This window comes from Streptomyces sp. NPDC048383, assembly GCF_040651775.1.
In the GTDB taxonomy this organism is placed as follows: domain Bacteria; phylum Actinomycetota; class Actinomycetes; order Streptomycetales; family Streptomycetaceae; genus Streptomyces.
In genome coordinates this window covers 1-11813 of record NZ_JBEZKS010000108.1, presented here as the reverse complement: position 1 = coordinate 11813, position 11813 = coordinate 1, and the positions used below count along the sequence as shown (strand labels likewise).

Annotated in this window: 7 protein-coding genes and 1 pseudogene; 4 read left to right on the top strand and 4 right to left on the bottom strand. The window is 71.7% G+C overall.

What is annotated here, in order from left to right; translation table 11 throughout:
* Positions 1-606: 606 nt before the first annotated feature.
* Complete coding sequence (locus tag AB0D46_RS37560) at positions 607-5172, top strand: HAMP domain-containing protein (RefSeq protein ID WP_362884467.1); 4566 nt, start codon at positions 607-609, stop codon at positions 5170-5172.
* A 152-nt stretch (positions 5173-5324) separates the two neighbouring features.
* Positions 5325-7694 (top strand): SpoIIE family protein phosphatase, encoded by a 2370-nt coding sequence (locus AB0D46_RS37555; protein WP_362884469.1) that lies wholly within the window; start codon positions 5325-5327, stop codon positions 7692-7694.
* Between the two features lie 73 nt (positions 7695-7767).
* Here the strand turns inward: AB0D46_RS37555 and AB0D46_RS37550 are convergent, their stop codons facing one another.
* The 3 genes from AB0D46_RS37550 to AB0D46_RS37540 form a co-directional block, all read right to left on the bottom strand.
* Positions 7768-8142 (bottom strand): VOC family protein, encoded by a 375-nt coding sequence (locus AB0D46_RS37550; RefSeq protein ID WP_362884465.1) that lies wholly within the window; start codon positions 8140-8142, stop codon positions 7768-7770.
* 410 nt (positions 8143-8552) lie between these two features.
* Entirely contained in the window at positions 8553-9623 is a 1071-nt protein-coding gene (locus tag AB0D46_RS37545; RefSeq protein ID WP_362884464.1) for a hypothetical protein, read from the bottom strand.
* A gap of 2 nt (positions 9624-9625) precedes the next feature.
* Positions 9626-10108: a hypothetical protein gene (locus AB0D46_RS37540; protein WP_362884462.1), complete on the bottom strand. Its 483-nt coding sequence runs from the start codon at positions 10106-10108 to the stop codon at positions 9626-9628.
* 147 nt (positions 10109-10255) lie between these two features.
* On the opposite strand from AB0D46_RS37540, the gene AB0D46_RS37535 reads away from it, so the two are divergent.
* Complete coding sequence (locus AB0D46_RS37535) at positions 10256-10663, top strand: PPOX class F420-dependent oxidoreductase (RefSeq protein WP_362884461.1); 408 nt, start codon at positions 10256-10258, stop codon at positions 10661-10663.
* A 169-nt stretch (positions 10664-10832) separates the two neighbouring features.
* Here the strand turns inward: AB0D46_RS37535 and AB0D46_RS37530 are convergent, their stop codons facing one another.
* A complete protein-coding gene (locus AB0D46_RS37530; protein ID WP_362884459.1) occupies positions 10833-11318 on the bottom strand; it encodes a hypothetical protein in 486 nt (161 codons plus the stop codon).
* A gap of 217 nt (positions 11319-11535) precedes the next feature.
* Between AB0D46_RS37530 and AB0D46_RS37525 the strand changes: the two are divergent.
* Positions 11536-11813, top strand: a pseudogene (locus tag AB0D46_RS37525) (RNA polymerase sigma factor SigF); the annotation flags it as partial.

Below are 11813 nucleotides of genomic sequence, written 5' to 3'. Positions count from 1 at the left end.
GGCTGACCGCCGGAGGGCGACTTCGGTGCGGGCGAGCGGGGCGCCGCACGCGGAGCCCCGGTCGTCGTACGTACCGGGCTGCAGCCGGCGGACCCCGGAGCCCGGGGGCGACGCCGGGGCGTCGCCGCCGGGGGCCTGCCGGTTCCCCCGGGCCCACGTCGATGGGGGCCGAGGAGCGACCGGGTGCCGTGCGGAGCCGGGCGGCAGCCCGCGGTACGAACCGGACCCGGTCGCGAGGCCGGGGGGGAAGGGCCCCGCGACCCAGGTCCGCTGCGAGAGGTTCCTCGTTCCGTGGAACGTCTCGTGTCCTCCCGTGTATCCACCCCGTCCGATCCCAAACGTTCGCCGGTCCGGCGGATTTGGGGGCAGTTGCCCACCACATCCCGGGCCCTTTCGATCGAGCCCCGTCCCCCCGGGACGTTCACCGCCGCCCGGTGGCGAGCGCCGCAGCTCAGCGCCCGCCCGGCGGATCCGCGGTGCGGTGGGCCGCCGGGGCCCGGAGTTAACAGGACTGAGCTTCGGAGCCCGCGCGGGGTGTGGTGGACTTGTACCCGGCACGCCGGAGGATCGCGGCGCGGCCCAAGGGCGGACTGAGATGGGGCTGGGATGAGCAAGCCGGCGGAAACACGCGCGGGTGCTGGGGCGACGGGGGCGGTGGGGGAGCCGGAACTGCGTCAGCTCCTCGCCGGGCTGACGGCGGTGCGCGACGGTGATTTCGGTACCCGGCTGCCGGACGAGGCCGATGGCCTCCTCGGGGAGATCGCGACGGTCTTCAACGGGATGGTCGACCAGTTGTCCCTGTTCACCTCGGAGGTGACGCGCGTCGCCCGGGAGGTCGGCACGGAGGGGACCCTGGGCGGACAGGCCGTCGTCCCCGGGGTGTCGGGTACCTGGGCCGACCTGACGGACTCCGTCAACGCGATGGCCGGCAACCTGACCACCCAGGTGCGCGACATCGCCCAGGTGGCCACGGCGGTGGCGCGCGGTGACCTGTCCCAGAAGATCGACGTCGCGGCCCGGGGCGAGATCCTGGAGCTGAAGGACACCGTCAACACGATGGTCGACCAGCTGTCCTCCTTCGCCGACGAGGTCACCCGCGTCGCCCGCGAGGTCGGCAGCGAAGGCCGCCTCGGCGGCCAGGCCGAGGTCCCCGGCGTCGCCGGCGTGTGGCGCGACCTCACCGACTCCGTGAACTTCATGGCCGGCAACCTCACCGATCAGGTCCGCAACATCGCCCAGGTGACCACGGCGGTCGCCCAGGGCGACCTGTCCCAGAAGATCGCCGTCGACGCGCGCGGCGAGATCCTGGAGCTCAAGAACACCATCAACACGATGGTCGACCAGCTCTCCGCCTTCGCGGGAGAGGTCACCCGCATGGCGCGCGAGGTCGGCACCGAGGGCATCCTCGGCGGTCAGGCCGACGTGAAGGGAGTCTCGGGCACCTGGCGGGACCTGACCGACTCCGTGAACTTCATGGCCGGGAACCTGACCTCGCAGGTGCGCTCCATCGCCCAGGTCGCCACTGCCGTGGCGCAGGGCGACCTGTCGCAGAAGGTCCGGGTGAACGCGCGCGGCGAGATCCTGGAACTGAAGACCACCATCAACACGATGGTCGACCAGCTGTCGGCGTTCGCCGACGAGGTCACCCGCGTCGCCCGCGAGGTCGGCACGGACGGCCGGCTCGGCGGTCAGGCCGACGTCAAGGGCGTCTCGGGCACCTGGCGGGACCTGACCGACTCCGTGAACTTCATGGCCGACAACCTGACGGCGCAGGTCCGCTCGATCGCGGAGGTCACCACCGCCGTCGCCCAGGGCGACCTGTCGCAGAAGATCCGCGTCGACGCGCGCGGCGAGATCCTGGAGCTGAAGGAAACCATCAACACGATGGTCGACCAGCTGTCGGCGTTCGCCGACGAGGTCACCCGCGTCGCCCGCGAGGTCGGCACCGAGGGCAACCTGGGCGGCCAGGCCACCGTCCGGGGCGTCTCGGGAACCTGGAAGGACCTCACCGACAACGTCAACGTCATGGCCTCCAACCTGACGGGCCAGGTGCGCTCCATCGCCCAGGTCGCCACCGCCGTCGCGCGCGGCGACCTCTCGCAGAAGATCACCGTCGAGGCCAAGGGTGAGGTCGCCGCACTGGCCGGGGTGATCAACACGATGGTCGACACGCTGTCGGCGTTCGCCGACGAGGTGACGCGCGTCGCCCGCGAGGTCGGCACCGAGGGCCGGCTCGGCGGACAGGCCCGCGTCCCCAACGTGGCCGGCACCTGGAAGGACCTCACCGACAACGTCAACTCGATGGCGAACAACCTCACCGGCCAGGTCCGCAACATCGCGCTCGTGACCACCGCCGTCGCCAACGGAGACCTGTCCAAGAAGATCGACGTGGACGCCCGCGGCGAGATCCTGGAACTGAAGACCACCATCAACACGATGGTCGACCAGCTGTCCTCCTTCGCCGCCGAGGTCACCCGCGTCGCCCGCGAGGTCGGCAGCGAGGGCCGGCTCGGCGGTCAGGCCGAGGTCGAGGGCGTCTCGGGAACGTGGAAGCGGCTCACCGAGAACGTCAACGAACTCGCCGGCAACCTCACCCAGCAGGTCCGCGCCATCGCCGAGGTCGCCAGCGCCGTCGCGGAGGGCGACCTCACCCGGTCCATCACCGTCGACGCCTCCGGCGAGGTCGCCGAACTCAAGGACAACATCAACTCGATGGTCGGCTCGCTGCGCGAGACCACCCGGGCCAACCAGGAACAGGACTGGCTCAAGTCCAACCTGGCGCAGATCTCCGGCCTGATGCAGGGACACCGGGACCTGGCCGTCGTCGCCGAGCTCGTCATGGACGAGCTCACCCCCCTCGTCGACGCCAGCTACGGCGCCTTCTACCTGGGCGAAGAGGCCGACGGACAGGCGTGGCTCACCCTGATCGGCTCCTACGGCCGGCCCGAGGACAGTCGCCTGCGGGTCAAGCACGGCGAAACGCTGGTGGGTCAGGCCGCGCGCAGCCGCCGCATCCTCGCCACCGACAACGTGCCGCCCGGCTACCTGATCTCCTCCGGACTGGGTGCCGCCGCGCCCGCCAACCTCATCGTCCTGCCCATCCTCGTCGAGGACCAGGTGCTCGGCGTCATCGAGCTGGCCTCCTTCAGCCCGTTCACCCCCGTGCACCGCGACTTCCTCGGCCGCCTGATGGAGACCGTCGGCGTCAACGTCAGCACCATCGTCGCCAACGCCCGCACCGACGAACTCCTCGGCGAGTCCCAGCGCCTCACCGGCGAACTCCAGGCCCGCTCCGAGCAGCTCCAGGTCCAGCAGGACGAACTGCAACGCTCCAACGCCGAACTGGAGGAGAAGGCCGCCCTCCTCGCCACCCAGAACCGCGACATCGAGACGAAGAACCTGGAGATCGAACAGGCCCGTCAGGAACTGGAGGACCGGGCCCAGCAGCTGTCCCTGGCCTCCAAGTACAAGTCCGAGTTCCTGGCCAACATGAGCCACGAGCTGCGCACCCCGCTGAACAGCCTGCTGATCCTCGCCCAGCTCCTCTCGCAGAACCCGAGCCGCAACCTCACCCCCAAGCAGGTCGAGTACGCGGGCATCATCCACTCCGCCGGCTCCGACCTCCTCCAGCTCATCAACGACATCCTCGACCTGTCCAAGGTCGAGGCCGGGAAGATGGACATCAACCCCGAGCGGGTCTCCCTGAAGAAGCTGCTCGACTACGTCGAAGCCTCGTTCAGGCCCCTGACCAGCCAAAAGGGTCTCGACTTCGATATCACCACCGCGACGGGCGTACCGGTGGACCTCCTCACCGACGACGCGCGCCTGCAACAGATCCTGCGCAACCTGCTCTCCAACGCCGTGAAGTTCACCGAACGCGGCCAGGTCCAGGTACGGATCGAACCCGCGTCCCCCGCCGAGATCCCGGCCGAGCTCGCCCAGTCCGGATCCGTGGTGGCCTTCCGGGTCATCGACACCGGCATCGGCATCGCCGAACAGCAGCTGGAAGTCATCTTCGCCGCGTTCCAGCAGGCGGACGGCACCACCAGCCGCAAGTACGGCGGCACCGGCCTCGGCCTGTCCATCACCCGGGAGATCGCCCGCCTCCTCGGCGGCGCGGTGACCGCGCACAGCATCCCGGGCGAAGGCTCCACCTTCACCCTGTACCTCCCCGTCTCGCGCCCCGACCTCGTCGATCGCGAGAGCGCCGCCCCGGCCCTGGAGACGTCCGAAGGCGACCCCGGCGAACCGTCCGGCGACGGCGCCCCGACCGAGGACGCCCGCCACCCCCGCCGCCTGCTGGTGATCGAACAGCGCAGCAACGGCCTCCTGAGCCTCGTCGCCGAGAGCGCCGCCGCCGACCTGACCGCCGGCCGGGCGACCGCGGTCCCCGCCGACCAACCCGTCGTCGTCACCGCCGTCACCGCGGCCGACGCGGCCGGCGTCCTCGCCCAGTCGCCGTTCCACTGCGTGGTCCTCGAACTCGACCCCGACGGCGAAGCCGTGCGCTTCCTCCAGGACCTCGCCGGGGACACGGCCCTCGCCTCCATGCCGGTCCTCGCCCACGACAACCGGCGCATGACGCGCGCGCAGCAGGAGGAGATCACGCTGCGCGCCACCACCCAACCGCTCGAAGTGCTCTCCAGCCTCGACGAACTGCGCGAACGCATCGCCCTGCACCTGTCCGCGGAACGCCCCGGGGACGTCCTGCCCCTCGTGCGCCCCGACACCGACCTTCCCGCGCCCGAGCAGCCCGTCGTGGACACGGGCCTGGCCGGACGCTCCGTCCTCGTCGTCGACGACGACCCCCGCAACCTGTACGCGATCAGCGGGATCCTGGAACTGCACGGCCTCCAGGTCCTCCACGCCGAGAACGGCCGCAAGGGCATCGACACGCTGACCAGCACCCCGGGGATCGACCTGATCCTGATGGACGTGATGATGCCGGAACTGGACGGCTACGCGGCGACCACCGAGATCAGGCGCATGCCCCAGTACGCCGATCTGCCCATCATCTCCGTCACCGCCAAGGCCATGCCCGGCGACCGGGAGAAGAGCCTCGCCTCCGGGGCCAGCGACTACGTCACCAAGCCCGTCGACGCCAACGACCTCATCCTGCGCCTGCGCCGGTGGTTGCCCTCGCAAGGAACCCCGGACGCCCCCCGGGCCTGACCCCCTTCCACCCCGGCCCAGCCCACGGAGAAACCCGACGCACGGTGAACACCACCCCCGGCGAACCCCTCGCCCCCCAGCCGCACCACCCCGACCGGACCGCCACGGACACCGCCGCCCAGGCGGTGCCCGCCGCCCGCACACCCCGGTCACTGCCCGACGACGTACCACCGGCCCTTGCGTCCGGAGCCGAACCGCACGGGACGGGACGCCTCGCCGCCACCGTGGAGCGGCTGCGCCAGGAAGCGCTGGACGCCCAATCGGCGGCCGAGGGCCGAGCCCTGGTCGAGATGGCCAAGGGCATCCTCGTCGGACGCCTGGGATGCGGCCCCACCGAAGCCGCCCGGCAGCTGACCACGCTGGCCGAACAGTCCGGCACCACCGCCCTCGCGCTGGCCGTCGACATCATCAACCAGTCGGCACGCGACCGCGTCAGCGACATCGCACAGCACTTCCTCGACACCGCCGTCGGTCCCCCCGCACCCGACACCACGGCGCCGGCCGTACGGCTGCGCACGGCCGAGAGCAGCGTGCTCGCCGCCGGCGACTCGCAAGCCGTCGCCACCGCCCTGCTGGAGAACGCGCTGCGCCCCCTGGGCGCCCACGGCGTCGCGATCTGGATCGCCGCGGCCGACTCCTCCTTGACCCTGGTCGGCCAGGCCGGCTTCACCCAGGAGGACGCCAACCGCTGGCGCTACGTACCGCCCGAGGTCGCCACCTGCGCCCGCCTCGCGCTGACCAACCGCGACCTCACGGTCGTCACCAGCCTCTCCGAGGCCGGCATCCCCACCATCGGTCGCCGGCCGCACCCCGACGGCGGACGCGTCATGGTCCCCTCCGGCACCGGCGGACGCATCCACGGCGTCCTGGAGATCGCCTGGCCCCAGGCGCTGCCCCCACAGCCGCCGCAGGTCCTGCGCCAGCTGGAGGCCCTGGCCGAGCTGTGCGCCCACACCCTGGAAGAACAGTCGCCCCACCCGGCCGGCACCGCCGACGCCCCCCACCCGGGAGCCGTCGCGGAACTCACCGACCTCACCGACCACCTCCACGACCCCGCCCTCGTCCTCACCCCCGCCCTCGACGACGACGGCCGCCTCGCCGACTTCCGCATCCACCACACCAACAGCCGCTTCGTCGACCCCGCCGGACGGCCCCGCTCCCTCGTCACCGGAGCCCCCTTCCTGGAGGCGTACCCGGCGGCCGGCGAGAACGGCGGCCTCTTCGACAAGCTGGAGCGGACCTACGCGACCGGGGAAGCCTGCCAGGTCCTCAGCACGGCCCTGACCGCGTTCGTCGGCGACGTCCCCCTGACGACCGTCGCCGACGTGGGCATCAGCCGGCACGGCGCGGCGCTCCTGCTCATCTGGAAGATCGAGGACGAGACCGCGCGCCTGGCCAGCCTGCTGCAGCACGCCCAACGGCTCGGCAGGGTGGGCGGCTTCGAGCAGAACATGACCACCGGCAAGACCACCTGGAACGGCCAGCTCTTCACCCTCTTCGGCCTTCCACTCACCGCCTCGCCCGTACCCCTCGAAGAACTCGCCGGCCACGCACACCCGCACGACGTCAACTCCATCGGCCGGTTCCTGCGCACCCTCCTGCACCGCCAACGCGAGTCGTCCGTCGACTTCCGTCTCCTGCGCCCGGACGGCATCACCCGCCACATCCGCATGGTGGCCGAGCCCGTGCTGAACGACCGCGGCCGGCTCCACGCGATCCGGGGCGCCTGCCAGGACGTCTCCTCCCAGCACTGGACCGAGGTCGCCCTCGCCGCGACGCGCGACCAACTCGCCGACAGCGAAGCCGAATCCGCCGACCGCAACCGACTCGCCCTCCAGCTCCAGCACGCCATCATGCCGCCGGCCCCCGCCCCCCTGGAGGTGCCCGGACTGCGCATCGCCGTCCGCTACCGACCCGCGGAGACCGAGGCGTACGTCGGCGGCGACTGGTACGACTCCGTCGTGCTGCCCGACAACAAGGTGCTCCTCAGCGTCGGCGACGTCGCCGGCCACGGCGTCCGGGCCGCCACCGGCATGGTCGTCCTGCGCAACGCCCTACGGGGCCTCGCCGTCACCGGAGCCGGCCCCGCGCAACTGCTGACCTGGCTCAACAGCGTCGCCTTCCACCTCACCAGCCACCTCACCGCCACCGCCGTCTGCGGCATCTTCGACCCCGAGACCCGCACCCTGCGCTGGGCCCGCGCGGGCCACCTGCCGCCCGTCCTGGTCCGCGGCAACCGGGCCGAGGCCTTCCCCCTCACCGGCGGCATGCTCCTCGGAGCACTGCCCGAGCCGACCTTCGTCGAGGAAGAGGTGCAACTCCAGGCGGACGACGTCCTGCTCATGTACACCGACGGGCTCGTCGAGCGCCGCGACATCGCCGTCACGGACTCCCTGTCGCAACTGCTCACCGTCGCGTCGCGCAGCGCGGACTCCTTGGAGAAGCGGCTCGACAACATGCTGACCCACACCGCGTCCGACACCGACGACGACACCTGCCTCATCGGAATCGAGGTGCACTGACCGGCCACCGCGCCGGACGGCGTGCCGGGCGGTGGCAGGGACCGCAATGGTCCGAGCCTCGGTGGCCGGGACCTCAGCCGCCGGGGAGGAAGAGGCAGAACGGGTGGCCGTGCGGATCGCGCAGGACGCGTACGTCGTCCTGTGGCTGATGCGCCTCCAACGTCGCGCCCAGCGCGAGGGCGCGCCCGGTCTCCGCCTCCAGGTCGTCGACCTGGACGTCCAGGTGCGCCTGCATCTGCTGGGTGCCGGGCCGCGGCGGCCACACCGGGGGAGTGTGGTCGCCCTCCAGCTGGAAACTGAGGCCGGGGCGCTCCCGTTCCGGGGAGCGCAGCCGAACCCAGTGCGGCTCCCGTTCGACTTCCTCCCAGCCCAGCAGGGCGCGGTAGAAGTCGGCCAGGGCGGGCGGATCGGGGGTGCCGATGACGAAGGCACCGAGCATCGTCGTCATGCCCCGACCCTGCCCCCGGAGCCGTCCCCTACGCACCCCCGGGACCGGCTGCATGACGTGCGCACCCCGGTACAGGTCGCTTCCGCCGCCGCGTTGCGGGCCGGGGGGCGGCGCCGAAGGCGGCCCGGCTTCCCCGTGGCGGCGAGGACGCGCTGACCCGCAGCTCCCCGAGGCCCCGGACATCCTTGCGCCACCGTGCGATCCGGGCCCGCTGGAACCGTGCCCAGAACGCGGGAAGGGACGGGTCGGGCGTCCACGGAGCTGGAGCGGTGATGGACCAACGTTCGGGGTCGCGAAACATCGCAGAGTGATCCGTGGCGAAGCGGTCCCGGCCGACATCGGACCGGCGGGACACCCGGCGCCCGGATGTCCCGCACGTCCCGTACCTTCCGCATGCCCCACCGGGTCCGTCAGCCGGTGGACTTGGTCCCTTCGAAGGAGTACGGCAGGTTCGACTCTGCGGCGACGGAGACCTCGCCCGAGGCGCCCGCCGGAACCTTCAGGACGGTCAGGCCCATGATCCGCTGGGTGTACGAGGCCCACGGGATGCCCGTCGTACCGGCCCAGCCGCTGCTGCTGAAGGTCGTCGCACGTCCCGGACCGAGTTCCGTGTACACCTTGCTGACGGCGGTGCAGGCGACCAGCGCCCCACCGTCCGTGGTGCGCCAGACGGGACCGTGCGGGGCGCGGGCGATGTCGACGGCCACATCGAGCTTGCCGCCCTTGCCGAGGTCCTTGCGCATGGCCTTCAGGCCCGCGGCGGAGTCCGTCTTCACGTCGGTGACGTCCTGACTCCACTTGACGCCGCCGGTACCGGTGTCGGTGTGCAGGTAGTCGCCGTACTGTCCGCAGACGTTCGCCGGGTCGGCGGCGAGTCCCGCGACGTCTCCGCCGGTGACCGCCCGGCCGTCGGGTCCGACGGCGACCCCGGGCAGGGCCGTCGCCTTCGGTGCGCGGGCGATGAAGGCCGCGAGCCAGGGCGCACCCGTACGCTGCTGGTGGAAGAGCGACCAGCGCAGCACGGTCTCGCCCTTGGCCTTGCCGACCGTGCGACCCTCCACCTCGTGGGCGCCGAGGATCCAGCGGTCGCTGCCGTCGTCCTTGCCGGTGCTCCAGATGTGCACGGCGGGGTCCGTCTTCTGCGGGGGTCCGCTCGGGCTCGACGGCCGCTCGGTGCCGTACTTCTTGCCGGTCTCCACGACGGCGAGCTGCTGTTCCAGCAGCGGGCCCTCGGTGACGCCCTTCCAGTACTCGGCGTCGAAGTTGTCGGCCTCGACCTTCGCGCTGAGGTCCTTGACGACGCCGCGCGCCTCCTCCTCGGAGAGCGGGGGCGCCTTGACCGGGGCCGGCGGACCGCTCGTCGCGGGGACGGCCGGCGTCGCCGAAGCCTTGGCGTCCGCCTTCGAAGTCTGCGCGCCACAGCCGGCCGTGGCGGCCACTGCGAGCAGGACGGCCACAGCCGCGGGTACGGAGCGTCTCATCATCAAATCCTCGGGAAACGGTGCACGGGAACCTGATGATGCCTTACGCCCCGGCGGCCCTCCCGAGGCCCCTGCCCCGTACCTGACAGGGCAGGGCGAACGACGCCCCGCCCGGTCGGCGTCGCCACCACCGCGCGGCGCGCGCCGCGTTGCCCGTCAGGAGGCGGGCGGGGTCCAGTCGGCGGGCAGGCCGGGCTGGGCGAGGACGGTGGCCAGGCGTAGTGGTCCTCGTCGGAGGTGATGCGGCACCGGGTCTCGTCGCGGTCGAGAAGGGTGGTCATCGGCACGGCGAACGGCCTGGGCGCGCCCTTGAGCTGACCCGAGTAGACGGGTTCGACGGTGATCCGCGCACCGTCACGGTGGGCGGTGCGCACGGTGACGTGGACGTCGGCGATGGGGCGGTCGGCGCGGGCCTTCCACCCGGAGATCTCCTTGCGTCCCTTGTCCGAGCCGTTCGTGGGCACGTGCGGCGACATGGCAGCCACGCCGCCCCTTCGGCGGAACACTCGGCCGTCACCCCGGTCCGTCCCTCGCCGCGCCCCCGGGCGTAACTGTCCCGTTTGTGGCAGTTTCTGCCAAGCTGGGCGTGCTGTCCGCCCCGTGGGCGGTACCCCTCTGAAAGGAACCCGACTGTGACGGCTGAGCTCTCCGACGACCTGAAGCAGATCATCGACGACACCCCGGTCTTCGCCTCCATCGCCACGATCCAGCCCGACGGCAGCCCGCAGGTGTCCGTCACCTGGCTGGCCCGCGACGGCGAGGACCTGCTGATCTCCACCACCATCGGGCGCCGCAAGGAGAAGAACCTGCGCCGCGACCCGCGGGTGACCGTACTCATCAACCCCCACAACGCCCCCTACACCTACGCCGAGATCCGCGGTACGGCGCGGCTCACCACCGAAGGCGGGCAGGAGCTGATCAACGCGCTCTCCCGCAAGTACACCGGCAAGGACTACGCCGACTTCAACCCCACCTCCGCCGAGGACAGCGAACGCGTCGTCGTCCGCGTCACGCCCCGCAAGGTCGTCGGATCCCTCTGAGCGGGCCGGGAGGGGCCGAGGGGGCGACCGACGTACTGGCCGGCGCCGCGGCCCGGCCCACGAGCCGCTCCCCGGCGGCCTCCCGTGCGACGGGTGCCGGCCGCGCCCCCAGGGCCGAACACCGGCTGCCCGTACGCGCTCCGCTTGTCGTTCGACGGCTGTCCGGCCGTCAATCCCACGCGTTGAAGAGCAGTCCGCCCAACGTGCTGATCCCGTAGAGGCGGACCTGGCGCCACTCGCCCCGGGTCAACACCGAAGTGTCCACGTCGGCGAGAGGCGTGAGGAGCCGCTCCCCGCTCAGCACCGCGAAGCCCGTGTCGGTGAAGGCGTGGGCCCACGGTGGGGCGGAGCGGAACTCCCGGTGGTACCAGTCCCGGCGCTCCCGCGCGAAGGCGATCCAGGGGTGATGGGCGTGACACAGGATCACGCTCTCGCCGGTGCGATCGACGATCGACGCGGCGTGGAAGGTCCGGGGGTGGTCCCGTTCCTCCACCTCGCCCACCGTGCCTTCGGCGATGTGGGCGGCGGCATGCAACGCGGCGCGGAACGCTCGCAGGTCGACTTCCGGAAGCGGACCGTCCTTCGGTGCGAAGAAGCCCGTCGCACCCCGCGGCAGCGTGAAGCCCGCGTTCCCGTCCCTGACCACGTCGCTCATCGCGCCCATCTTGCCCGCTGCGCGGCCCGCTTGGTCGTCCCGTTCGGTTGCCCCGGCTGCTGCGGCCGGAGTGCACGGCAGCCCAACTCGCGAAATGCGTTTCGCGTATTGCTTGACGGGTGTGTGTCCGAGGAGCGATGATCGGTCAGCGGCCACAGGGGCCGCAACGTCGGGGGGGAGTCCTCGGCCACCAGGTCGACAGCATCGGGGATCCGAAATGAACGCTCTGTCCACGCAGTTCGCCACCGCGCCGACCGAGACCGTCGAGACCGTCGAGACCGTGGTGGAGCCCACCACCGGTTTCCCCGAGCCGCTTCCCCAGATCCTGGATGCCCGAGAGGTCGCCCCGGCCGACGCCCGCGCCCTTTCCAAGACCTTCTTCGAGCGGCTGCGCACCCTGGACGAGGGCACTCACGAGCGTCAGTACGTCCGCAACACGCTGATCGAGATGAACCTGTCCCTGGTCCAGTTCGCGGCCCGCCGGTTCCGCAACCG

Coding starts and splice junctions, on each gene's coding strand:
- AB0D46_RS37560 (WP_362884467.1), top strand. CDS start 607: ATGAGCAAGCCGGCGGAAACACGCGCGGGTGCTGGGGCGACGGGGGCG.
- AB0D46_RS37550 (WP_362884465.1), bottom strand. CDS start 8,142: ATGACGACGATGCTCGGTGCCTTCGTCATCGGCACCCCCGATCCGCCC.
- AB0D46_RS37545 (WP_362884464.1), bottom strand. CDS start 9,623: ATGAGACGCTCCGTACCCGCGGCTGTGGCCGTCCTGCTCGCAGTGGCC.
- AB0D46_RS37530 (WP_362884459.1), bottom strand. CDS start 11,318: ATGAGCGACGTGGTCAGGGACGGGAACGCGGGCTTCACGCTGCCGCGG.